23 protein-coding genes are annotated in these 25,173 nt (G+C 37.1%); 6 read left to right on the plus strand and 17 right to left on the minus strand.

What is annotated here, in order from left to right; all coding sequences use genetic code 11:
• Positions 1-5: 5 nt before the first annotated feature.
• On the minus strand, positions 6-467 hold the full coding sequence (locus ACN5L8_RS04735) for a BLUF domain-containing protein (protein WP_120404495.1): 462 nt from the start codon (positions 465-467) through the stop codon (positions 6-8).
• A gap of 219 nt (positions 468-686) precedes the next feature.
• Between ACN5L8_RS04735 and ACN5L8_RS04740 the strand changes: the two genes are divergently transcribed.
• Together ACN5L8_RS04740 and ACN5L8_RS04745 are read left to right on the plus strand one after the other, a co-directional pair.
• Positions 687-2,285, plus strand: a complete 1,599-nt coding sequence (locus ACN5L8_RS04740) for an ABC-F family ATP-binding cassette domain-containing protein (RefSeq protein WP_120404493.1) — start codon at positions 687-689, stop codon at positions 2,283-2,285.
• 215 nt (positions 2,286-2,500) lie between these two features.
• A complete protein-coding gene (locus ACN5L8_RS04745) occupies positions 2,501-3,295 on the plus strand; it encodes a hypothetical protein (protein WP_412474323.1) in 795 nt (264 codons plus the stop codon).
• A 43-nt stretch (positions 3,296-3,338) separates the two neighbouring features.
• Here ACN5L8_RS04745 and ACN5L8_RS04750 read toward each other — a convergent pair whose 3' ends face one another.
• From ACN5L8_RS04750 to ACN5L8_RS04760, 3 genes are read right to left on the minus strand one after another with little or no spacing between them, the layout of a single operon-like run.
• On the minus strand, positions 3,339-5,828 hold the full coding sequence (locus ACN5L8_RS04750; protein ID WP_419172436.1) for an ABC transporter permease: 2,490 nt from the start codon (positions 5,826-5,828) through the stop codon (positions 3,339-3,341).
• Positions 5,818-6,495, minus strand: a complete 678-nt coding sequence (locus ACN5L8_RS04755) for an ABC transporter ATP-binding protein (protein ID WP_419172437.1) — start codon at positions 6,493-6,495, stop codon at positions 5,818-5,820. The genes ACN5L8_RS04750 and ACN5L8_RS04755 overlap by 11 nt, the downstream gene beginning before the upstream one ends.
• Positions 6,495-7,085 carry an arylesterase gene (locus ACN5L8_RS04760; RefSeq protein WP_120404490.1) on the minus strand — a complete coding sequence of 197 codons (591 nt, stop codon included), beginning with the start codon at positions 7,083-7,085 and terminating at the stop codon, positions 6,495-6,497. Before ACN5L8_RS04760 ends, ACN5L8_RS04755 begins: the two co-directional genes overlap by 1 nt.
• A gap of 131 nt (positions 7,086-7,216) precedes the next feature.
• Between ACN5L8_RS04760 and recQ the strand changes: the two genes are divergently transcribed.
• Complete coding sequence (gene recQ, locus ACN5L8_RS04765; RefSeq protein ID WP_419172438.1) at positions 7,217-9,100, plus strand: DNA helicase RecQ; 1,884 nt, start codon at positions 7,217-7,219, stop codon at positions 9,098-9,100.
• Positions 9,101-9,279: 179 nt separating this feature from the next.
• Here the strand turns inward: recQ and ACN5L8_RS04770 are convergent, their stop codons facing one another.
• From ACN5L8_RS04770 to ACN5L8_RS04825, 12 genes are all read right to left on the minus strand, one after another.
• Positions 9,280-9,795 carry a hypothetical protein gene (locus ACN5L8_RS04770; RefSeq protein WP_115360814.1) on the minus strand — a complete coding sequence of 172 codons (516 nt, stop codon included), beginning with the start codon at positions 9,793-9,795 and terminating at the stop codon, positions 9,280-9,282.
• A gap of 33 nt (positions 9,796-9,828) precedes the next feature.
• A complete protein-coding gene (locus ACN5L8_RS04775) occupies positions 9,829-10,938 on the minus strand; it encodes a hypothetical protein (protein ID WP_115360816.1) in 1,110 nt (369 codons plus the stop codon).
• A gap of 121 nt (positions 10,939-11,059) precedes the next feature.
• Positions 11,060-11,842, minus strand: coding sequence for a hypothetical protein (locus ACN5L8_RS04780; RefSeq protein ID WP_419172439.1), 783 nt, complete (start codon positions 11,840-11,842; stop codon positions 11,060-11,062).
• 164 nt (positions 11,843-12,006) lie between these two features.
• Complete coding sequence (locus ACN5L8_RS04785; protein WP_419172440.1) at positions 12,007-15,126, minus strand: efflux RND transporter permease subunit; 3,120 nt, start codon at positions 15,124-15,126, stop codon at positions 12,007-12,009.
• A gap of 14 nt (positions 15,127-15,140) precedes the next feature.
• Complete coding sequence (locus ACN5L8_RS04790; RefSeq protein ID WP_419172441.1) at positions 15,141-15,644, minus strand: hypothetical protein; 504 nt, start codon at positions 15,642-15,644, stop codon at positions 15,141-15,143.
• Positions 15,641-16,870 carry a TolC family protein gene (locus ACN5L8_RS04795; RefSeq protein ID WP_419172442.1) on the minus strand — a complete coding sequence of 410 codons (1,230 nt, stop codon included), beginning with the start codon at positions 16,868-16,870 and terminating at the stop codon, positions 15,641-15,643. The genes ACN5L8_RS04790 and ACN5L8_RS04795 overlap by 4 nt, the downstream gene beginning before the upstream one ends.
• A 47-nt stretch (positions 16,871-16,917) precedes the next feature.
• Entirely contained in the window at positions 16,918-17,250 is a 333-nt protein-coding gene (locus ACN5L8_RS04800) for a hypothetical protein (protein WP_419172443.1), read from the minus strand.
• 33 nt (positions 17,251-17,283) lie between these two features.
• Positions 17,284-17,613, minus strand: coding sequence for a hypothetical protein (locus ACN5L8_RS04805; protein WP_419172444.1), 330 nt, complete (start codon positions 17,611-17,613; stop codon positions 17,284-17,286).
• A 45-nt stretch (positions 17,614-17,658) separates the two neighbouring features.
• A complete protein-coding gene (locus ACN5L8_RS04810) occupies positions 17,659-18,219 on the minus strand; it encodes a YceI family protein (RefSeq protein WP_419172445.1) in 561 nt (186 codons plus the stop codon).
• A gap of 12 nt (positions 18,220-18,231) precedes the next feature.
• Positions 18,232-19,386 carry an NAD(P)/FAD-dependent oxidoreductase gene (locus tag ACN5L8_RS04815; protein WP_419172446.1) on the minus strand — a complete coding sequence of 385 codons (1,155 nt, stop codon included), beginning with the start codon at positions 19,384-19,386 and terminating at the stop codon, positions 18,232-18,234.
• Entirely contained in the window at positions 19,376-21,391 is a 2,016-nt protein-coding gene (locus ACN5L8_RS04820) for a hypothetical protein (RefSeq protein ID WP_419172447.1), read from the minus strand. The genes ACN5L8_RS04815 and ACN5L8_RS04820 overlap by 11 nt, the downstream gene beginning before the upstream one ends.
• 6 nt (positions 21,392-21,397) lie before the next feature.
• A complete protein-coding gene (locus ACN5L8_RS04825) occupies positions 21,398-22,453 on the minus strand; it encodes a type III polyketide synthase (RefSeq protein ID WP_419172448.1) in 1,056 nt (351 codons plus the stop codon).
• A gap of 128 nt (positions 22,454-22,581) precedes the next feature.
• Here ACN5L8_RS04825 and ACN5L8_RS04830 point away from each other — a divergent pair, with 128 nt between their 5' ends.
• Positions 22,582-23,091, plus strand: a complete 510-nt coding sequence (locus ACN5L8_RS04830; RefSeq protein ID WP_115360837.1) for a helix-turn-helix transcriptional regulator — start codon at positions 22,582-22,584, stop codon at positions 23,089-23,091.
• Here the strand turns inward: ACN5L8_RS04830 and ACN5L8_RS04835 are convergent.
• On the minus strand, positions 23,088-23,624 hold the full coding sequence (locus ACN5L8_RS04835) for a DUF924 family protein (protein ID WP_120404486.1): 537 nt from the start codon (positions 23,622-23,624) through the stop codon (positions 23,088-23,090). The two genes, ACN5L8_RS04830 and ACN5L8_RS04835, sit on opposite strands and share 4 nt — an antisense overlap.
• 71 nt (positions 23,625-23,695) lie before the next feature.
• Between ACN5L8_RS04835 and ACN5L8_RS04840 the strand changes: the two genes are divergently transcribed.
• On the plus strand, positions 23,696-24,454 hold the full coding sequence (locus tag ACN5L8_RS04840) for a hypothetical protein (RefSeq protein ID WP_334679143.1): 759 nt from the start codon (positions 23,696-23,698) through the stop codon (positions 24,452-24,454).
• Between the two features lie 78 nt (positions 24,455-24,532).
• The gene (locus ACN5L8_RS04845) at positions 24,533-25,138 is read left to right on the plus strand and encodes an FKBP-type peptidyl-prolyl cis-trans isomerase (RefSeq protein WP_334679142.1); all 606 of its coding nucleotides are present in this window, start codon (positions 24,533-24,535) and stop codon (positions 25,136-25,138) included.
• Positions 25,139-25,173: the final 35 nt, after the last annotated feature.

Raw genomic sequence — 25,173 nt, forward strand, 5'->3', positions numbered from 1 at the left:
GAAAGTTATGCAGCTTTTGAGGAAATAGTATCCATATCAATTTTATATCTCAAAGCCTCGATTAATCGATCAATCTTATCTTCAGAGATGGGCTCATGTTTACGAGAATCATTAATTAGGTCATTCCAAGCAACCACATGGTCAATGACATCCAGATCAACATCACTTAATTTAATAAGTGCCATTGGCCAATTCTCAAAACTTCTGTGCTCAATCTCACGATCTGATAAGAGATTAACATTTTGATGTCTAGGATCGAGAATAATCTTATTATAGGTATAGATAACGTCTTCTTTTTTTCCTTCAATCACTTGAAAGAAGAAACCGCCGTTGTACATGAGAACACCGGTGACATCACGGGCATTATTATTTCGAAAGGATGCAGAAGTAATTTTATTCAAGTCGCGATCTGCCTCAAATTCACTAGTCTTCTCACTAATGTAGATAATTTGATATTCATTACTCATTATGAACCACCTTGCTCGTCTATTTCTTCCATTATAGATGTCCAAATAGATTCTTTTGAAGACAAGAATACTTAAATTGCTTCTTAAAAATGAATTGATTCAATGCCATAGACCCCAAAATAATTTTGCTTTAAGAATTCCCTAAATTCGTAGACTAAACGCATTAAATATATTAAGCTAGGCCACATTACGCATCAAAATTAAAATGAAGGACAATTTATGATTTCAACTTCCAATGTTGGTTTAAGCTTTGGTGGAAAGAAGCTATTTGAAGACGTTAATATTAAATTTACTCCAGGTAATTGCTACGGGCTAATTGGTGCCAATGGTGCTGGAAAATCAACGTTTATAAAAATTCTTTCAGGAGAAATTGAACCTAATAATGGTACAGTTAATATCACTCCAGGTGAGCGCCTCTCAATTCTTAAGCAAGATCACTTTGCATATGAAGAAGAACAAGTTCTTCAAGCTGTTCTTATGGGTAACGAAAAGCTTTACTCAATTATGAAAGAAAAAGATGCCATCTACATGAAAGAAGACTTTAGTGATGAAGATGGAATGAAGGCAGCAGAGCTTGAAAGTGAATTTGCCGAAATGAATGGTTACGAAGCAGAATCTGAAGCAGGTATCCTTCTTTCTGGTCTAGGGATCGGAACTGAATACCATTATAAGACGATGAAAGAACTTACTGGTCCAGAAAAAGTAAAGGTCTTACTTGCTCAAGCATTATTTGGATCTCCAGATATTCTTCTTCTGGATGAGCCGACAAACAACCTTGATATCAAGGCCATTCAGTGGCTTGAGAACTTCCTATTAAATTATGAAAAGACTGTGATCGTTGTATCCCACGATCGTCACTTCTTAAATAAAGTCTGTACACACATTGCAGATATCGACTTTGGTAAAATCACAACTTACGCTGGAAACTATGACTTCTGGAGAAAGTCTTCAGAGATTGCAGCAAAGCTTCGTGCCGATCAGAATAAGAAAGCAGAAGAGAAGGCAAAAGAGCTTAAGGCCTTCATTCAACGATTCTCTGCCAATGCTTCTAAGTCTTCTCAGGCGACTTCTCGTCAAAAGCAATTAGAAAGACTAGAGCTAAACGATCTTCCAAAATCAACTCGTAAGTATCCATTTGTTCATTTTGAACCAAAGCGTGAAGCTGGAAAAGAGATCCTACGAGTTAATAATATTTCTAAGACAATTGATGGTGTTAAGCTACTTGATAATATTTCATTTATGCTCAATAAAGATGACAAGATTGTTCTTCTTGGTGAGAACGATGTTGCAAAGTCGACTCTCATGAAAATCCTTATGGGTGAAATGGAGCCGGATTCAGGTGACGTTGAATGGGGTGTGACAATAACGAAGTCATACTTCCCAAAAGATAACTCAAGCTACTTCATGGATGGAAAGAATGATCTTGTGAACTGGCTTAGACAATACTCAGAAGATAAGGACGAGACATTTATTCGCGGCTTCCTTGGTAAGATGCTTTTCTCAGGAGAGGAAGCTCTTAAAAAGACGAATGTTCTTTCAGGGGGAGAAAAAGTTCGTTGTATGATGTCTAAGCTTATGCTCTCAGGGGCAAATGTTCTTCTAGTCGATGGACCAACAGATCACCTAGACCTAGAAAGTATCACATCAGTTAACGAAGGTTTCACTAGATTTAAAGGTAATCTAATCTTTACTTCTCATGACCACGAGTTCATTCAGACGGTTGCAAACCGTATTATCGACCTAGATCATAAAACTGGGAAAATGATCGAAGATAAGTACATCAGCTACGATGACTACCTAAAAACAAAAATTAAATAATTTGAAATACCAAGGCCTCTTAACTGAGGCCTTTTTGCTACTTAGTTCTCACTTATGACTTTGTGCAATGTAAGAAATCCTTCCAAATACCTATAATATCGTAACAATAAATGTAAGAAAGTTAATTTAATCGGCCAAATAAAATTTTTATTTCAAATCTCCTTTTTCCCAAGCTAGAAGAAAGAATATTTTAATAAACTCTAGGGAGATTCTTCATGAGAAAATTAGTTCTTTTTGCTGTTCTAGCAGCACTTACGGCCACAACTTTTGCAGCTGGTAGACGTGATGACCGCGATCGTCGATCACGTGGAAATAGTGGAAAATACGACAATAGCCGTACACGTGGTAATAACCAATCAGATAGAAGTCGTTCAAGAAATACAAGAGATGACAGACGTTATGATAACTCAAGAACTCGTAATGATCGTCGCTATGATGACTCTCGTACGAGAAGAACAGATGATAGAAGATACGACAATTCTCGCACAAGAAGAACTGACGATAGAAGATACGACGATTCTCGCACAAGAAGAACTGACGATAGAAGATACGATGATTCTCGCACAAGAAGAACGACTGATAGAAGATACGATGATTCTCGTACAAGAAGACCAGATCCAACAAGAGCATATCGTCGATATCGCCACACACCATATCGCGATCATGTAAGACACAATCGTCGTTGGTACACGACTCGTGACTACCACAGAACAATTAGACCAATTTACGTATATAACAACCGTTGGCTAAGAGTAAGAGTTTCATATAGTGATGGTTATTGGTATGGATCAGATTACCCATACTTCATTTATAATGGTTACCGTCACCGTTACAGTTCATATGATACATGTAATTACGAGTTAGTTGATAGCTATACTGATCACGTTGAGCAAACATTTTACTCATATACTTGTTCTGTTGGTTATGACATCTGTGCTGACCTTAGAGATGATCTAAATTACTACCAAAACGATTACCGTTATTTCTGTGCCGAAAGATATAACTGGTAAATTTCAATACTTACTCCAAGGCGGCCTTTATACCGGGCCGCCTTTACTTTCTAATAAAGCGATTAAAAGAAGCAAAAGAAATGATAATTGAAAGAACAATTATCAGCATACCAAAGCCAATAATTTCAACTCCACTAAAGATATAGCGCAGATCAAATTGTAATTCAGCAATTGCAAAAGTTACCAGTTGACCAAGGACAATACCCACTAAAACAGAGCTTATGGCCATCAATGCCATCTCTTTCATAACAGACTTTCTGATCTCACTAAATCGAATTCCAATTATATTTAAAAGAGAGATATCCTCTCTTCGTGACTCTAATTGATGTGAGATTAGAGAATAGATCACTAAGAGCCCAACTAAGAAAACAATGAAGCTCATAGTGACTAGAATCTTTGTGATACTCTCCATTATTGTTGCGATCCTCTTTAGAGAACTTTGAATATCGATAAGTGATACGTTTTGAAATTTAGCGGCGAAATTTGATTGTAGCTCATCATTTACAACGCCCTCACCTTTACCAACTGCTGCGATAAAAGTTTTTGGTGCATCCTCAAGAACACCAGGGCCAAAAGAGATAAAGAAGTTTGGAAGAAAGCTTGTCCAACGAATTGATCTAAGAGCAACAACCTTAGCTAGTATTGGCATTCCCAAAACATTGAATTCTAACTCATCACCTAAATCAACTCCAAGTCGATTTGCATATCGATACTCTAGGCCGACTTCTGCAACTTCATCAGTTTCAAAGTCGAACTTCTTAGGCAGGCGTCCTTCTATAATCTCCTCACCGCGTACGAGGTGATCACGATAACTTAGATTCGTGGAGCGGTTACGACTCCTTCTCTCTCTTTGTTCTTCCCTTGTAAGATCTTCTCCTTCACTAGGTTTATAACCTTCACCATTAATTTTAACAAGTCGTCCTCGAACGATTGGAGAGATATTTAAGAGCTCTAATTTATTTTCTTTAATAAAAGACTTTAAATCATCGACTTGTTCGGGTTGGATATCAAAAAGAAAATACACAGGTCTTTCTTCTGCGGGAAGCGAAAGCTCTGCACTTAGAATGTTTTTCACCGATGGGATGAGAGTCATAAGTGAAGTCGATATAAATAGGCACAGAAAAATAAATAAAGTGGAAATCTTATGTCGAGTTACATACTTATAGGCCATACTCGATGAAAGATTAAGATTTAATCTAAGTTTACCAAGCCTATCTAAGATAAAGCTTCCCAACGGAAAGAATATACCGACAATAACAAGGAAGACGGCGATAAATGCACTTCCAACTTTTATACTTTCACTTAAGTAAATGGCCATTACCCAGTAAAAAAGAATAATTGGAATATATAATAAATAATCATAAATATTACGTGAAAGCGTTGTATCGTGATCAAATAGTGCCTTCTGGTCTAGTCTTAAATAAGGAATAATTAAAGCTGGAGCTAAGACAATTGTTGAAGCAACACCAACGGCCATTGTGACGAAGAATGTTGTTAATTCAAATTGCAATTTAATATCAATACCTAGGTTCTTACTAACCATAGTCTGAATAACAGGACTAAAGGCCGAACCAATTGTAATACCAAATAGAGAACCAATAAGACCTAGAAAGAAAAGCTTTAATGTATAGATTTTAAAGATATCTTTCTTACGCATTCCTATGAAACTTAGGATAGCAAGGTCTTTTCTACGTTTTAATAAGAAGCCTCTAAAAAGGTAGATTAGGCCAAGTCCTGCTAGAAAAAGACCACAAAGAGATACTAGGCCAAGAAAGTCTCCCAGATAATCCATCGATCGACCGACTCTTTGGGAATTAGACTGTGGTGATCTCACTCGAATGGATGAGTCCACAATTTTACTTTCTAAATTCTTTTCGACTTCTCTTAAATTCTTATCTGAGAGTTCACCTGCAATTTTAAAATGAACACTTCTCCAAATTGTACTTCCAGGCTTAATAAGCTGGGTTGAATTTAAAACTTCATTTTTAAGATATAATCTCGGGGCAAGCTGCCCCATCGAAAATCCGGCCGCGCCATCCTCTTCTACAATTCCTGCGACAACAAAGGACTTCTCCCCTATTTTGACATTATCACCAACTTCTAAACCTAGTTGCCCAACAAGCTCTGGATAAATAAAAACTTCATTATCTTTTATATCTTTAAAGTGTTTTCCACTTTTTGCAATGATATCTCCATAAAATGGAAAGCCTGCACCAAGTCCTCTAACATTAACTAAACGAGACTTATCACCGTTAAAGAGCATGGAATAAAGAGAGCGATTCTTAGTCATCTCAGTATAATCGAGATTTTCCTTGGCCGTATCAAGACTGTCTTTTGTGATGGCAATTCTTGAACTAATAGAAATATCAGAACCAAGAAGAGTTTTAGACTTTGCACTTAAAGCATTATCAAAAGAAGATTTAAATACTTCAATTGTTGAAAGCCCAACCATTCCAATTGATAAATTTAAAATAAAAATAAGAAAGAATACAGGAGAGCTTCTTAGCTCTCGCATTACCATTTTAATCTTCAAGACTAAGAACTCCATTCTCAAGATGATATATTTTTTCACATCTCTTAGCTAAGTCCTTATCGTGAGTCACAAGAACAAGACTCATCCTTTCACCGCGAACGATATCAAATATAAGATCCATAACTTCACCACCTGTATTCTCATCAAGAGAGCCACTTGGCTCATCTGCCAATAAAACACCAGGATGAGTAACGAGAGCTCGGGCAATAGCAATCCTTTGCTTTTCTCCGCCACTTAGTTGGTTTGGAAAGTGACTTTTTCGATGAGACATTCCGACTTTTTCTAAGAAGTAGTCCACTCGCTCACTTTTATCACTATTACCATTGACCTCTAAAGGTAGCAGAACATTTTCATATGCGTTTAGATGTTCTAATAGGTGAAATTGTTGAAATACAACACCAATATGTTTTGCTCGAAGATCAGTTATCTCTTCACTATTTAAGTTCTTGAGAGAATTAGAACGATAAGAAATATTGCCGGAAGTTGCATCATCAATTCCACACAGTAGTGAAAGCAGAGTTGATTTACCACTTCCTGACTTACCTAGAATGGCAATGGTTTCCCCTTCACTAACATTTAGGTCAACGCCCTTTAGAACGTTTAATACTTCTTCCCCTTGAGAAAAGTCTTTTTTTACTTCATCTAAAGTTAAAACAATTTCAGTCATTAAAGTGCTCCCTTAATAAATGGGGCAACAGTTTTTGCAATGATCTTATGCCCTTCTTCATTTGGATGAATTCCATCATCTAAATTTAGTTTTCTTTGTCCTGCTACGTCTTTTAAGAGAAAAGGAAGTAAGGTTACTCCTTCTTCTTTTTTTAAATCAGGAAACATTTTCTTAAACTCTTTTGTATACTCAGGCCCATAATTTGGTGGGATCTGCATTCCTGCAAGAATCACTTTTACACCTTTTGATTTTGCTAACTTAATGGCCTTTTTAAGATTATCTTTTGTCGAGTGAAGTTTAATTCCTCTTAGACCGTCATTTGCACCAAGAGCTAATAACATCACATCTGGCTTACCTCGTAGTGACCACTTTAGACGGGAAACAGCTGAAGCTGAAGTTGAGCCACTGATACTAGCATTCATAACAGTGATCTCAATCCCTTCTTTCTTTAGAATATCTCTAACGAGATTCGGATAGGCTTTTTCCGGGTCAATTCCATAACCAGCAGTCAGAGAATCTCCTAGAAATAAAACTTTATTTGATGCAAGTGCACTAAAGCTGATTAATAGAACTAATAATAATTTATTCATATAAAACCCCATTTTAAATATTCTATGGCATCACAGCAAAAATAGCGAAGTTCATTTCGCTTTTTTACAAAGATTTAACATTACAGCTTTTAAAGCTTTGCCGACCCTTTATGATCAGTTAAACTATAGTAGTGAGTCAGGGAATTGAAATACTTCAAAATATATTCAAATATGATGCGTTTCGCGGCAAACAGGAGCAAATTATGGAAAGCGTTATCGCTGGAAACAACGCACTGGTCCTAATGCCAACAGGTGGCGGTAAGTCATTATGCTATCAGATTCCTGCCCTGGCCCGCTTTGGGACGGCCATTGTTATCTCTCCTCTCATTGCACTTATGAAAGACCAAGTCGATGCACTTATTGAAAAAGGTGTTGAGGCCGCTTATCTTAATTCATCAATCTCTCATAGTGAACAAGATGATATTGTTGGAAACCTTCTCAATGGAAATATTAAAATTCTCTACGTCTCACCTGAGCGTATGATGAATGAATACTTTCAACGCATCCTAGAGCGAATTGAAATTTCACTCTTTGCCATTGATGAGGCCCACTGTGTTTCCCAGTGGGGCCATGACTTTAGGCCTGAATATATGCAACTTGGAATGATCACTAAGAAATTCCCAGATGTTCCAAGAATGGCCTTAACCGCAACTGCTGGAGAGGCAACTCGCGGAGAAATTATTCGCTGTCTGAACCTTCATGGTGCAGGTATATTTATTAGCTCATTTGATCGTCCTAATATTACTTACGCCGTCAGTAAGAAAACCACAAAAGAAAAAGACTTTTTTAAGCTTGAAGAATTCATTCGTGAAAACCTCGATGGCCAATCTGGTATCGTTTACTGCCTCTCTCGCCGTGGTGTTGAAGAGTGCGCCAATAAACTTGTTAAGGCGGGCTTTAAAGCCTATGCCTATCATGCCGGGATGAGTGCTCCTTACCGAGAAAAAGTACAAGAAAAGTTTATTAACGATAGTAACGTTATCGTTGTAGCAACCATTGCATTTGGAATGGGAATTGATAAAGCAGACGTTCGTTTTGTTGCCCATATGGATATGCCAAAATGTCTTGAATCATACTACCAAGAAACAGGACGAGCTGGTCGTGATGGTCTGCCTTCAAAAGTTCTCATGTTCTATGGACTAAGAGATCTTGTTCTTCTTAAACGAATTGCCACTAAAGGTGTAAGCTCTGCTGCCAGAAGAAGAGTAACGGAAGAAAAACTTGATGCCATTCTAGGCTTTAGTGAAGCAACCACTTGTCGCCGAGAGGTTCTTCTTAATTACTTTAATGATCCATATGTTGGCCCATGTGGAAATTGTGATATTTGCTTAAACGATCAGACGAAACATAAGCGTATCAATGCAACACAACTGGCCAAGGCAGTTTTAACTTGTGTTTATGAAACAGATCAACGCTACAACGTTCATTATATTGTGGATGTTCTTAAAGGTAATATCTCGGGTGTTATTCAAAAGAATGGCCACCACCATATAACAAGCTTTGGTTATGCAAGTAGCGAGGACGAAGGCTTTCTCTATTCACTTTGTCGCCAACTGATTGCTCAAGGGCATCTCAAAATGATTATGGACGGAACGTCGCAAATCAAGCTCACTCAATCGGCCATTGAAGTGATCGAAGATCGCAAAGAAGTCTTTATTCGCGCAGACTTTAAAAAAGGGGCACCAGCTGCAAAAGTAAAAGCAGCAAAGAAAGCAGCTAAGGCAACAAAGAAAAAAACGACGAAAAAGAAAACGACTCGCAAGAAGCCAGTAGCAACTTATAAGCCTAACGATGGAACCGATAAGACACTTTATGAAAACCTAAGAGTCCTGCGCTCCAAGCTTGCCAAGCAAAAGCGGACTCAGGCCTTTAAGATCTTTCCAGATAAGACTCTTATGGAGATGGCCGCGCAACGTCCACAAACCCTCGCCGACCTAGAAGATATCTATGGTGTTGGGCCAAAGAAGCTAAAAAGGTTTGGGAAGATCTTTTTGGAGGTGGTTAATGACATTTAGTTTGCTAATTTTGGCTTCGCCAAAATGTCGCTTTTCTTTTGCGCAAGCTTTCCCATTGCTCCTGAGACGAACCGTCGTGCATAAATGCACTCCTCTCGCTCCTATTTTATAGCTAAAGTGATGGGGAGCTAGCGCCGCAAACAATAGCCCGCCTTTGGGCGGCCAATTTTGCGGAGCGCTTAATAGCGATTCTTAAATCTTACAATTAGAGACGGCTTTATATGGAGATTTCCGCGACGGTAATCAATGAATTTTGCACGCATAAGATTTTTAATGGCGTGAGAAAAGTCTTGATCACCAAGAGCAAACTCCTTGTACTGTGGCTGAGTCCAAAGACTTTTAAGTTCATCATGGAGATCTTTTTCTCTCTTTCTAAACTTTCCAAGATCCCTTAAGTGATAAATAATGAAAAGCTCTTCATCATCTAATTCAAAGCCTAACTCGTCAGTAATAGCACGAAGAACATGAGTTCCTGCAAGATACTTCTTATCTTTACCAAATTCATTTTGAAAATTAGGCATTCCTTTAAAGAATTCATCGAGTTTAAAAACCATATTATTGTACATTGCGTACGTACTCTTAGACGAATCGTTAGAGACGTGGATAAGCTTAGGTAAGAATTCAGCAAATTGCTGATGCTTCTTAAACTCAATTTTTTCTAAGATATTTTCAAATGCTTCTGATAATTCATCCATAGCGTCATTTTTAGCACAAAAGATCTGAAGATTCTATTGTGAAATACCTCGTACTTTATAATCTTTTCTAGGTTTTGAGCGCCAGTTGAATTCTTTTTCACCTGAAGATCGCGAATTATTATAGACATCTTGAGCTGAATAAGAGTTATTAAGCATACATGCATTTAATTGAGCAACACGATCACAGCTTGCTTTAACTTTACTATCGTACTTCTGCTTCACTGTTGTGGCCATATTTGCTCGGCGATAACTATCACCTTCTGCATATTGAGTAATAAGATGCTTTTTGCCTGGAAAGATTTCATCTTTATAAATATCAAAGACTAGAGACTCACATGTTACATCTTTTAACTCTCTTTCAATTTGAGGAAAGTAATTCTTGAGATTGGCAGCTGAAGTCATTCTAAAACCGCCCTCATCATCACGACCTTCAAAATATGAAATATTACTGTAGACGTCTTCAATTCCAGCAGACTCATTTTCACATGCGACTATTTTTTCATCTACTTTTGAAAGTAGTTTTTCAAAGTTTTTCTTAGTGACTTCCTTATTTTCATCTGAGCAGGATACACACCACTCTCTCTCAGCAAAGTCAGAGTTTAAGTATAGTAGTGTTGCTAACATCGCATTTTCTAACCCTGTATTTGCATCTGCAAATGCAGGACTCACAATAAGGTCTAGGATTGTTACCCTCTTTTGTGTATTAACCTTATCCTTAAGCTTATTAAATGCTTGATTAAAGCTTAATTTCTCAAACTCATAGGCCCTACCATTGACAAGGATTTCATTTTTAACAAGTGTTGCAATCGAATATTGAATCTTATGTTCACCGACTTGAATTGTTGCAATACCTTCTTCAATTTTTGCCTCTGGTAATTTCTTTATACCAACTTTCTTGGCCCAACGATAAAACTTATGTTGTTCTTTAACGTCTTTGAAAGAAGTTGCAAATGTCTCAGGATCGAGACGATTATCATTATATGTATCAGTAATATCAAGGAAGCGTTGATAGAAGTTTTCAAGAGCATACTCTTTGATAATGGCCTGAGCATTATATTCTTCTTTTTCAACAATCATTTTTGATTGAGCGGGTATTGAAACTAATGAAATTAGTGTAAATGTCGCAATAAATGATTTCCTCATATAATTCTCCCATTACACTTAACGGAGTAATTATATCAGAAATTAAATATTTATCTTATATTTATAATGATATCAAAGACTTGACCAACTTAATAAGTTAAGTTGGTCAAATTAGTGCCAATTAGAATTGGACAGACATTTTAAAAATAAATGCGCTGGAGCATTTAAAAACACCTTTTAGATCTTTTCCACAATCCATGGCCGACACTTCATAATCCATGGCAAAACTTAAATCCTGAGTATTCATATTAAGGCTTTTGGCCAAAGAGATTCCTTGTTCGTCAAGGACAGGCTTTAAAAAGGCTTCTAAGTCTTTAGAAAGTACAGAAAATGATTTTATCTCACCTTTTTCATCCTTAGTGATAATTGCATTTACATTGGCATCCAGATCATTTTCTTTGCTACTAATATTAATCTTCTTATCGGAAAGAACTTTAATTATGAATGAATTGCTTCCCACATCAGTTGGGATACCTTGAGAAATTTCATTTCGCTTACCATTAACACTAACCATCATGTCGAAGTCACCATCAATGATAGAATTAGTACCCGTGTAAGTCGTCCCATTGACGACATACTCATCAATACCTTTTAAAAGTATTGTTGCTTCGATTCCGTTATCAAATAACTTCTTAGAAGTATCAACGTTATTGATAATATCTTCGTATTTATAACCTTCTTTTAGTGCCATAGTCATAGCAGTCGAACACGAATCGACTTGAGCAAGATCAGCAGTGCTAATTCGGGCCGCTGCAACAACAGAGCCATTAAGTGCCTTTGCAAAATTTCGTGCTTCATACTTACTTGAGAAGCGACAACTTGATAGTCCCTCTATATTAGAAAGGCTGGCCGAAGTTGATAGATTCAAAAGTGCAAGTAATGCAATAATTGAAATTTTCCTCATTTTCTCCCCTATTAAATATTTGAGAATAAATTATCATTTATTGAATAAAATATTCTAAAATTGAAAAATTTAAAGCTAGTGAACTAAGATTAAACACCATATTGTGACAGAATAAAGAAAGCCTTAAAACTTAAGATTTCTCTTAAATTTTAAGGCTTTATAGATTATTGCGGACGCATTTTATGAATAAAGAGTCGATAGAGAGATGGTAAGACAATTAATGTTAAAATTGTTGCCGACAATATTCCCCCAACAACAACTGTTGCAAGAGGGCGCTGAACTTCGCCACCAAGTCCCGTTGAAAAAACCATTGGTAAAAAACCAAAAATATCAGTTAGTGCAGTCATTAGAACAGGCCTTAGTCTAATCATCGTCCCTTCTCGAACGACATCATCTGGAGACTTACCATCTTTTAGAAGACGATTAAAATACGTTACTAAAACCACACCATTTAAAATACTAATACCACAAAGAGCAATAAAGCCGACTCCAGCTGAAATACTAAATGGTAGGCCAAGTAATTTAAGTGAAAGAACTCCACCAATTAAGGCCATTGGTGCGCATAAGAAAATAAGAAACACTTGTGCATAATTTCTAAAAGCACCATAGAGCATAACGAGAATTAGTAAAAGAGCTAGAGGAACAAGAATACTTAAGCGCTTCTTAGCAGAAATGAGATTCCTAAAGCTTCCACCCCATTCAACATAGTAGCCATCGGGAAGGTTAAGCTTCTCAACTTCCTTAGATGCATTCTTTACAAAGTTTTCAATATCACGAGTTTTTGGATTGATAAGAATAGCAAGTCTTCGAACAGAGTTTTCACGATTGACAGAAGAATAGGTTTCAGAAAAATCAATATGGGCAACGTCACTTATTTTTACAGTATACCCATCTGAAATTCCAACCGGTAGATTGGAGATCGTTTCAACATCACGCCTTTCTTCACCAGAGAGTCTTGTGACAATTGGATACTTCTTAACACCATCATAAATGCTACCAACTTGAGCGCCACCAATGGCCGTTGAAATGACATCTAATACTGGTTTACTACTAACACCAAGTTTTGCAAGTTCATCAAGTTTAGGAGTGTATTGAATCATTGGAGACATTCCCTTTGATTCGACTTCTACTTCTCCTGCACCATCGACTTTCTTAATTGCGGCCGCAACCTTATTTGCAACATCAGTTATGACGGCCAGATCTTCACCGTAGACCTTAGCTGAAACTTCAGATCGAGTCCCTTCAAGAATCTCATTAAAACGAAGTTCAACTGGTTGAGAAAACATCATCACTTGGGCCGGAATATTAATGGCCAGGGCCTTGCGAATCTCCTCCATCAAATCCTTCTTCGTTTTAATATCCCCTTTAGGCCACATACTTTTTGGATTTAGCATGACATAAGTGTCTGAGATATTAACCCCCATAGGATCGGTACTTATTTCACCAGCACCAGTACGGCCAAAAGCATTTTTAACCTGAGGGAATTCTTTAATGACATCTTCACTTAAGCGTTGAAGTTTGATTGAATTTTCAATACTAATATTTGCTGGACGAATAAATTGGACAGCAAAGTCTCCTTCATCAAGTTGAGGAATGAATTCAGAACCAAGGGAAGAAAAGAGTAAGACACCAAGAGCGATACTTGCCAATCCAAAACCAAGAACAACTTTTTTAAACCTTAATGCTAGATCTAGAATAGGAGCAAATGATCGCTTTGCCATTGTCATTAGTCTTGGCTCAACATCTTTTGTGTTAGAACTTAAAAATGTTGCAGCTAAGGCCGGAACAAGAGTGAATGAAAGAACAAGAGCACTTGCAAGGGCCATAATAAATGTCATGGCCATTGGACCAAACATCTTCCCTTCAATTCCTGTTAAAGCAAAAAGAGGAATAAAGACCACAATAACAATGAGCTCACCAAAACCTGCCGCTGATCGAATCTCTATCGCACTTTGAATAACAAGGTTTTTAATTTCATCTCTTGTTAAAGATCGACCAAGCTCCTTTGTTTTCTTTTGTATGCGGTGGACGCAATTTTCAATCACAATAACAGCACCATCTACGATGATTCCAAAGTCGAGGGCCCCTAAACTCATAAGGTTTCCTGAGACATTTTGCCAGCGCATTAGAATAAATGTGATTAAAAGAGAAATTGGAATCGTTGCTGCGACAATTATAGCTGCTCTAAAATTTCCAACAAGAAGCATGAGAAAGGCCATGACAAGACCCGCTCCAACAATTAAGTTATGCTCTACTGTACTTAAAGTTGCATTAACCATTTCAGAACGATTATAGACAACTTCTAATTCAACCCAGTCTGGTAAATTCTTTTTAATTTCATCAATTTTATCTTTTAAACGAATTGAAACAGCACGAGAGTTTTCCCCTAAGAGCATAAAGGCCGTTCCAAGAACAGCCTCTTGGCCATTATGAGTTGCTGCACCTGTGCGAATCTCTTTATCAAACTTAACTTGGGCCACATCTTTGACACGAATAATATCAAGAGAGCCAAGACGCTTAATAACAATATTTTCAATATCAGAAATAGACTTTAATAGTCCTACACCTCGAACAAGTAATTGTTCTCCAGTTTGTGGGATATAGCCACCACCCACATTAATATTTGTACTGCGAATTGCTTCTTCAATATCATCAAAGTGAATTCCGAAGCGGGCCATTTTATCAATATCTGGTTGAATGAAATATTGCTTCTCATAACCGCCAGTTGTATTGACTTCGGTTACCCCTTTTACAGTTAAAAGACGTGGCTTGATAAACCAATCTTGAATTGAGCGAAGCTCCATTAAAGAGAGAAGTTTCTCCTCTTCGTTAACATATTCTTTCTTAGACTTTAGAGAGTAGTGAAAAATCTCCCCTAATCCTGTGGATATAGGTCCCATCTCAGGTTTTATTCCTTGAGGGAGCTCCAAATTAACAAGTTTCTCTGACGTTAACTGACGAGCCTTGTAAATATCTGTCTCTTCACTAAAGATTACTGTAACTTGTGAAATTCCATACTTTGAAACTGAGCGTGTTTGTTCCACACCAGGCATACCTGTTAAGGCCGACTCAATTGGGAAAGTCACCATTCGCTCAACTTCTTCGGGTGTTAGACCTTTAACTCCGGTATTAACTTGTACTTGAGTATTTGTTATATCTGGAACAGCATCAATTGCTAGTCGATCAAATGAATAGATCCCACCAATAATGAGAATAACCGTTGCGATAAAGACAAAGAGTCGATTATGAACACTAAATTCAATAAGCTTATTAATTAAATTCATCTTATCCCCCAATCCTAATGTGCGTGGCCATATTCTGACTTATCAGTTGAGAAGATATCGCTTATTCTAAGAAGCTCTATTCCTTCAATAACAATCTCATCTGAGGGTTTAAATGCAGTGGAAAAATCATGCTCATCAATGAGCTTATAAAAACCATCTCTCTTGCGATAAAGAGCGCGTTCTTTTCCGATGATCACATATGATGACTTATTTAGATCATTGAAATTATCAGAAAATGGAATTGTTTTAATCTTTAAGCGTGCGGTTGCTTGAGCTGAAAGTTTTAAACCTAAGTGCTCATCAATTTCAGTGATGGCCTTATCTTTACCAGATCTCTCATTTCCATGTCCATGGCCATGATGATCGTCATGATGATCGTCATGATGTTCTCCATGCTCACCTTTGTGTTCACCATTGTGTTCTTCATGGTGGTCCTCGTGGTGATTATCGTGATGATCGTCTCCACTAGCAAAAATGCTTAGAGAGAAGACTAAGACTATTAATTTAATATATTTCATATTCTTTCCTTTAAAATTGATCCGCGTAACAGATAGATATTCCATAAAGCTTCAACGGCTCCAAGTTCATAATCGTTACGACGATTAGTGAAATCAACGAGTTGCCTATGGGCCTCAATAACAAGCCCAGTAGAAATGACTCCTCGTTGAAAGAGAGTTTCAATACGCTTATGTTTCTTCTCAAGTGAACTTCTTGAAACCATACGCTGATAAACTGACTTATACCTTTTGTACTTTGCTAACCAATTATTTAAGTCCATCTTCAAGTCAATCTCTTGGTAGCGCATATCAAATTCGGCTCTCTTAACTTGCGCTAGAGCTTTCGCCTTTGGCCCATCATTGGTATTAAAAACAGGTATATCGAAAGAGAGACTTAATCCAAAAGCATGATCCTTTTGGTTATCGGTCTTTGCAAACTCATACATCGGCCCAATTTTTAAATCACTATAGGCATTAGATTTTGCCAGATCATAATTAGACTTTGCAGCCAAAAGTTTTGCCTTATTCTTTTGAAACTCAGTACTTTCTTCTAAGTTAAGCTCTTGCATAGAAATATTCTTAAAACGAAATTCTCTTGGTAAAGAAGTTAGCTTAACAACACACCCTCCTCCTGCATTTAATTTCAAATGAGTTAAGAGAGTCGCTCTCTTGGCCGTCAGCTCAGAGAGTTTTAGGTAGTAATCGTCAATGGCAAGTGAAAGAGTTTCATATTCAACCTCCTGAGAAGGAGAAAGAGATTTCTTGATACGGCCCTTCTTCTTTAAAAGACTTTGTAGGGACTCATATGCTTCTTTATAAATTGGTATCAATTCATTGATTTGTCTTAAGCGGTAAAGACTCAAAACATTTTCTAAAATAACATTCTCTTTGTTATTCTTTATCTCTAATTCACCCAGTGCCATTTGATTTTTCGCAAGACTTTCACGGGCCCCACGTTTTCCACCGAGCTCAAATGTTTGAGCAATCTTAATCATGGAGTTTAGTTCTCCACTGCCACCAGAAACTATCTCAGATTCAAGTTCTGGATTATAAATAGCATTTGCAGACTCTATTTCTCCTGCTAGTGATTCTCTTGTTGATTCTGCCAAGAGATTGACTTGATGATTTTCTTTAATGAGCTTTAAGAACTCATTAGCGTCTTTAATCTGACACGTACTATTTGTAGCACTAGCAAACGCTACTTGTGAGAGTACAAGCGTTAAGAAGCAAGTATATAAGCATTTCATGTAACTATCCTTCTAATATTCTTTGATAAAAGTCGTGTTAATTTAACTTAAGAATGTGAAGGAGGTTTTATTGCAGGATCTAAGAATGGAGATTTAAAGAAACTATCTCTGGAAATTAATGATTGAGATTCAATTTTAACTGGCACATCTAACTGGTGTACTTGGTGTATATCGGCCACGAAATGAAGTCCTGTACAATGAATATGACAGTGGTCTGGGTTACTATCATGGCCATCGCAGTGATTAGCAGGAGTAATATCGTGTGAGGAATTAATTTTCTCTACTTTAACTTGTAGTTCAGTCATAACTTCGTGGGCCTCGTGAGAGAAGCTCACAAAAATCATGGCAATTGTGAATAGAGAAAGAAGAATTCTTAACATGATAAAAATATTAGCACGCAAATATTTGATAGTCTAGCCTCCAGTCTGCTTCCACTTCAAATTCTTTTTATCGAGTAGCGCCTTCACTTCTTCAAGTTTTTCACCATGAACTTCGATATAATCATTCTTATAAGCACCGCCTACACCTAGGGACTTCTTGCATTCTTTTGCTAGTTTTTGGCACCATTTCTTATTATTTGGAAGGCTTGAGATCTCCACAATAGCACGGCCCTTACCTGAGGTAAGTCGTCTAATACTTAGAACAAGTTCAGATTCGTTAACTTCTTCGTTGGCATTTTTATTTGAATTCTTTTTGCGTAAATCACCGGCCTCGTCAGACCATACTAATTTTGCATCTTTCAAAATTTATCCTTTTCAAATTTTTGTATTGCAATGCATGTTAACAAATTAAAGGACAAATGTGAATTTTATCTCAACGAGATCTCTGACAGAGGCAATCCAAATTGATGGATCTGGTATCTTTAACGCCTTAATTGATACATTTGAATGCCCTGAAATCAAGGTTTGTTTTTCATTATGACTTTCCCTCATAAAGATTTTAATTGGATACTCTTGCCCTCTAATTTTAATGATAGCAATATTTTCTTGATTAAATTTGATAGGACCATTTAGAGAAACAATGATTTCAGGATACTTCTTAACAGCTAATGTCTCCTCATACATTTTTTCATTTCTTGCATCGTTATCAGTATCCAAGCTCATTGCCTTTATCCTAATAACAACATCTCGATATTGCCCTTTTTCTTCTTTATATACAATACTTCCTTCTTTAACAACACCATCAAAACTGGTTGTAATAAGCCCCGCCTTAGTGGACTCCATATGAAAGATGATTTTCTTATCTCCACTATGTGCACTGTCATAATCGTTATAATTTAAGCTCAGCTCCTTTGCATAAAGAGACTGAAAAAATAGAATTGTCATGAATCCAATAAGTATATTCTTCATATTAACCTCGATTTAAAAAATCATTTTCATTACACCACGAAATGGTGTGTAGATATTTCCAATAATGCCGATGAAGGCATCTCTTTTTTTCTGACTTAAATTAATAAAGGCCGCAACGATCTCAACGAGGATTTTAGAACGAATGAGCCATTGAAATCCCTTATTAAGTCTTGTCTTTTCTTTAAAGTAGAGTTCTTTTTTTTGTTTATAATTCAGAAGGCCCTGCTCAAAGCTCACAAGAGATGGGTAATCCTCTAAAGACTGCACTAACATATGGGCAGTTTTGATGGCATTGAAGATCCCTTCACCTGTAATAGGATCAACGAATCCAGCGGCATCACCTATTAAGGCGACATTTGTTTTTATGATATCGCTTACAGAGTGCTCGATAGGAAAACTGGTATGAACCTTTATCTCTTTTGTGATAGAGACTCCTATTTGATCTTTTATTTTATTAAGATAGAATTCAAACGTATCATTTGCCGAGCCGTATTTCTTTATATGCTTCGCCTGACACACAAGAGAGATATTTACTTCTTTGTCATTTATTGGATCAACACCAATATAGCAACCTTCATCAAAAATAAACATTTGTCCTTTTCGAGGAAGTTTTCTTTCACAAGGAAGCCAAGCATGTAGAGCAATATTCTTCTTTTCGTTTTCAAGCTTTAGATTAAGACTTTTAGCAACAAAAGAGTTTCTACCATCTGCACCGATTAGAAGACGGCAATAAAACTCTCCTCCATCAGAAGTTTTAATCTGCCAGAAAGAGCTATTAAATTTAATCTCGACAACTGTTGTTCCCATTTTTACTTGTGCCCCACTCTTCATTGCTTGAGAGAGGAGACGGTTATCAAAGACTTCACGATTAACACTGACTCCATAATTAGAGTGGCCATAACTAGCAGGGAAATTAGTATCGAGAACTCTTCCCTTTGGAGAATGGATAATCATTCCATTTAGATGTTTAAAGCCAGATAAGACATGATTTAAATCTAATTCTCTAAGGGATTTAACTCCTTCAGGACAAAGATATTCTCCACAAACCTTCCTCTTTATTTCTGATTGTCTTTCCAAAATTAAAATCTTATTACCTTGTTTTGCCATAAGGTGTGAAAAGATGCACCCAGCTGGGCCGGCTCCAATAACAATTGCATCATAAATCATGACTTCCCCCAGTGTTAAAATCTGATCGTCCTAAGTAAAGAGTTGGTAGAACAAAGAGATCAAATATCATCCCACAAAGTAAAATGAATGAAAGATTGAGCCCAAATTCCTTTATTGGTAGAAAATCGTAGGCGCCAAATAAGAGGAATGCGACAATCAATGTAATTGAACTTGTTAAGACGGGTTTAACAATTGTCTCGAGGTATTCTTCCATGGAAAACTTATGACTACCTAGATAATGAAGAATATGGAATGTGCTATCCACCACAATTCCAAGACCTACACTATAGGTCATAACAGTTGCAATATTAAGGGACATATCGCTGAGATTTAGAAAACCAAGAGAAAGCCCTAGAGGCAGTGTATTAACGAGAATAAAAATAATAAATAACTTAAGCTCCTTAAGTGTTATCACTGCTATCAATGCCATAATGATAAGACTAATGAGAAAGCTTTTGGATAGAGTATGAACCATCTCTTTTTGAGAAATCATTAAATTATAATAAAGGCCATCAATTGTATAATCTTGCCCCTTGAGTACCTGACGCACTTTATTCACGAGAATTTCATACTTATCTACATTTAAAGGAGGCCCCAGTAAGGTGATCTTATATTCGCCATCAATAGAATAGGCTTCTCTTAAGGCCTCTGGTGCTTTTGAATATAACGTAGCATAGGCAAAACTATTTTCAGGTATTGAGGGGTTTCCACTATAGTCTTTATTAATTCTTTGAATCATCTGATTTCGTGAAAAGACCTTAAGACCTGATACTTCTTTCAATTCATTTTCTAATTTAAGAATATTTTTTAGAGACTCATAGTCCTTTGTGTTAATACCAATTTCAACGATGGGCACTCCACCTGCAAGCTTCGTTACTTCTTCAAAGCTTGCATGTATATCACTTTCTTTAGGAAAGTACTTTGTGGCATCAGTGATAACCTTCACATTATTTCCACCCCACATCCCTGCGAGGAGAGCAATTACAACAAGAGAAATAATCCAAAAAAAAGAAAGGCTTTTTTTAGGATAGAGTCTTAACTTATATTCTCGATCTCTACGGTAGTGAAGGAGCCCTTCAACAGACATTAGCCATATAATTGCTAAGATCGATGAAATAAGAATAAGAAAGCTACTGAGTAGACCAAAGCTTCTAATGACAAAAATTTCACTGATATATAAAGACAAAAAGCCAATAAAGGTTGTTAGAAGCATTAAGACAATAGGCTTTAATTTTACTTTCAAGGCAAGCTTTAGGGATCCCATATCCCTTGCAGTAAAATAAAGATGTTGCCCAAGAGATAAAGTAATCACAAAAGTCATCAAGGGTACTATTGAATTCACCATATTCATATGATGAAAGAAATACTTAATGACACTAAGTGAGAGTATAGAAGAAAGGACGCATGGAAAGAATAAGAGAATCGAATCAATAATATTTCTAATAAAGACAAAGAGTAGAAATAAAGAGAAGGCAAAAAGAAATGGAAAGATCTTTTCTTGCACGACCTCAGAAGACTTGTCTAATTGGTAATTTGTATAGTCATGACCAGCACAGTGAAAGCGAACTTGTTTCTCAACTTCTCTAACAATATTTTTTAACTGCCCCTTCTCCCCTTTATTAAAGACGATAAAGCCGACACTTTCTGAAGATGTTAACTCAAGACTTTTGAAGTCTCTTTCCTTTAATCTGTCTAAGTAGTCCTGGCGTTTCCTAACTAATTCATGTGGATAGAGAAAGTAACATTCATCATCACATGACTCCTCTAGTTTCCTTCCAAATGCCTCAAGATCTTCGTAGGTATTAACTGTAGGCATACCATGAGAGTAGATCACTAATGACTCGACTTCTGGAAAATCCTCTTGGAATTTTTCAAACTTTGCCATTCCTTCATCAGTTAGAAAGATAGATTCTGGATTCTTCTGGGACAGTTCTCTTGTATATGAGAACATGGCACCAAAGGCTGCAAGAAAGATTAGAATGAGGGCGGCGCGATTGAAGTTCAAGGTGACCTACCTCCACTCAAGTAAGACACTTTGTGCCATAAACCCTGGGCCAAAAGCGAGCATATAACCACGTTCGCCTTTTTTAATTGAGCGCTCATTCGTAACCTTATGAAGAATATGCATAATAGTAGCACTAGACATATTCCCGTGATTTTCTAAGACCCAACGAGACTCTGAGATATCCTTTTGGTAGTCTGAAATATAATTTTCCACCATTTGAATAATCTTCTTTCCTCCTGGGTGAAACATATAATTTTCAATATCTTCAATCTCAAGTCCATTGCGTTTTAAAAAAGGCAGGAATATATCTTCAAAATTTCCTTCAATTGCGGAAGGTACATCTTTATCAAGCACTATCTTTAAACCTGAGTTAACAAGCTCAAAGCCCATGAGATACTCACCGTGACTAAAGTGGTACATATCACTATCAATGATATGGGCGCCCTTTCCTTCCCCGCCTTTTAAGACAGCACAAGCAAAGCCGTCTGAAAAGATTGCCGTTGATACCAGGTTGGCCCCATCAAGATCATCCTTTTGAAATGTGATACTTGGTATCTCCATTGTTAAGACAAGGGCCGTTTTATCAGGGTTTGATTTTAAAAAGTTATCAGCATAAATAAGGGCCGAGGTTCCACCAGCACAACCCATTTCAGTAACAGGTAGCCTAACCACACCCGGCTTCATTCCAAACTCATTTACCAAGTAGGCATCCACAGATGGGATCATAAAACCAGTGCAACTTGTGGTTATGATATAATCCACCTCCGATGGATCCACATCACTATTTTCAAATGTTTGCTTTAATAACCTCTTTCCGTACTCAATCATTTTCTCTTTGTAGATATTATTCTTCTCTTCAAAGCTTAAGTCTGAGAAAACTGTCTCTAAATCCACCACAATACTTCTTTGGTCAATATTTGCACCCTCAAGAATCTTTAGGGCCTTTCTTCTTGTTAACTTATCTACATCTTTCAACCACATACGATCAGCAGTATCCATAATCTCCTGTGTTGAATAAGTGTAGTCTGGTCTAAGCGTTTCCATATGAACAATACGAGTCATTTGTTCCTCCTTCGTGCATATAGATTCGCTCCAAAAGTAAATTTTTGTAACTGGACTTACGTCCTATTTCCAAATAAAATATGTAAAAACAAGACGTTACAAATATATAAGACCAAGGTCCTAATCCAATGTTAAATAAACGTGAACGCCTTATAACAGGGCTTCTTTTCCTAACCATTTCAATTTTTCTTATCTTTGACATTTACGAGGACCTCCATGAAGGGGCAAGTTTTGAACATGTCTTTGAAGAGGCCATCATCATGATCATTGGCTTCATCGGAGCTGCATATTTGTGGTTTAAGTTATTATTTATTAAGAAAGAGAATATTAGGATAAGTGCAAACGTATCAAAGTTGAAAACTGACTTACAAAACTTTAAAGAACAAACAAAGAATCTCTCAGAAGGAATTTCTGACAAAATCAATGAACAATTGGATGACTGGAATCTGACCAAGTCAGAAAAAGATATCGCCCTACTTTTGTTAAAAGGCTTAAGTATCAAGGAGATCGCAGATATTCGCTCCACAGCAGAAAAAACAATCAAGCAACATTGTACAAAAATCTATCAAAAGTCGAATCTCAGTGGACGAAGTGAACTATCGGCATTCTTCCTTGAAGATATTTTGGTTATACGTTAAAAACTTGAGCCAGGTGTTTTTAAAAACTTCTTTTCTTCATCTGTTGAGCGTCGACCTAAGACCTTATTTCGATGTGGGTAGCGACCAAAGCGTTCGATAATGGCCATATGCTGATGCATATAATTAAGGGCCTGCTCACTTCCTAGTTCCTCAAAATACTTCAGTCCTTCTTTTTGAACCACTAAGGATTCACTGTGCATAAAGGGCATATAGAGAAAGTGTTTCTTTCTTTGCGTGAAGCCTTCATGGGTTTTCTGGGCCACGGCCTCCTGGGCCAATACTAAGGCCATGTCATCACTGGCAAATGCGCGAGGATCGTCGCGGTAAATATTACGAGAAAATTGATCTAAGAGAATGATTTCAGCAAGACGCCCTAAGTGCTCATGGCGCCACTCAAAGAGCTCCCCTTTAGCGGCCATAGTGTGAAGACGACCAAAGCGCTTCTCTATTTCATGATCAACTTTAGGATCTTTGACCCATTTTTGTTCATCACTTAATTCATCGAACCAAAAATCAAGTACTTCGTGATACATCACTCCTCCTAATACTCTACTTTTTTACCATCTCACTTGCTCTAATTCTTAGATCTTAGTACATAGCATATATGAAAAATTTCATTCTCTTAGTGGCCATAATCTTTTTAGCAAGCTCATCTTTTGCAAGTGTGACAAGAGATGAATTTCTACAAGTAAAAGAGGCCCTCTACCAAGCATATAGCGAATTGGCCCCCTCGCAAAATGAAGTTTTAAAAATTAACTTACCAATCCCAGGTATCCCCAATGCTGACACCTATTGGTGGGATATCGACATGGTTCACGCTTCATATGTAAAAGTTGAAAGTGATCAGAATCAAATAGAGCATCGCATTTACTTAATGGGTGGTTTTGCTCGTCTCTCAGGCATGACTCCTGATGGACTTGCCCTTACTGGCTGTCATGAAATCGGACACGGTATTGGAGGAGAACCCTTTAAGAGCTCAGGTAGTACAACAGAGGGACAATCTGACTACTTTGCCACAAAGGTGTGTTTACCAATAGTTTTTAAGTATTTAAATGAGTTACGTGAGATCAATAGTAATCCAACGTATGAAGCAATTTGCTCAAATCAGATTATGCACAACTCAAATACATGCCTTAGATTATTAACGGCCATGGAAGCCGATCAGGCATTTTTTAAGACCACAGGAGATGAAGTCGACTTCGATCAATTCTCTAATAAAGTTGCAACTGAGCTTAATACCGATGCATCCTATTACCCAGATTCACAATGCCGTTTTGACACAATGATCCATGGGGTTCTAAATATTGAGCGACCAATTTGTTGGTATCCTGGTGGTGCTGCAAACGGAACAATGCGACAATAGCTCAAATTTTCGACACATCCTCCATTAAGTGCTATGGTGCTTTTTCAATACTGTCAATTAAACAAACAAAGGGTGTTTATGGAAACTCATATGGAAAAAGTAAGCTACATTATCGGTCGTCAAATTGGATCTGATTTTGTTGCTCAAGGAATAGAAATCAATTCTGAAATCTTCGCAAATGCTGTTACGTCAGCAATGAAAGGTGAAGAAAGCCAACTTTCAGCAGAAGAAACACAAAAAACAATGAATGAATTTCAAGAGCATATGGCAAGACAACTTGCTGAAGCTGCAAATAAGCTAGCGGAAGAAGGTCGTGCTTACCTTGAAAAGAATAAGAGTGAAGAAGGTGTAACAACAACGGCATCAGGTCTTCAATACAAAGTTCTAGAAAGCGGAAGCGGTGCAACTCCAAGTGCAGACTCAACTGTAGAAGTTCACTATGAAGGTAAATTAATTGATGGAACTGTTTTTGATTCATCAATCCAAAGAGGTCAAACAATCCAATTCCCAGTAGGTGGAGTTATTAAGGGTTGGACTGAAGCACTTCAACTAATGAAAGAAGGTGACACTTGGGAATTAACAATTCCATCAGAGCTTGCTTACGGTGAGCACGGTGCAGGAGCGAAAATTCCTCCACACTCAACTTTAGTCTTTAAAGTTCAACTAATTAAAGCAAACGTATAGAGTAAATAAGGGGCCAGCTTCGGCCCCTTAACTTT

This window comes from Halobacteriovorax sp. (assembly GCF_048381875.1).
GTDB classification, from domain to species: Bacteria; Bdellovibrionota; Bacteriovoracia; order Bacteriovoracales; family Bacteriovoracaceae; genus Halobacteriovorax_A; species Halobacteriovorax_A vibrionivorans.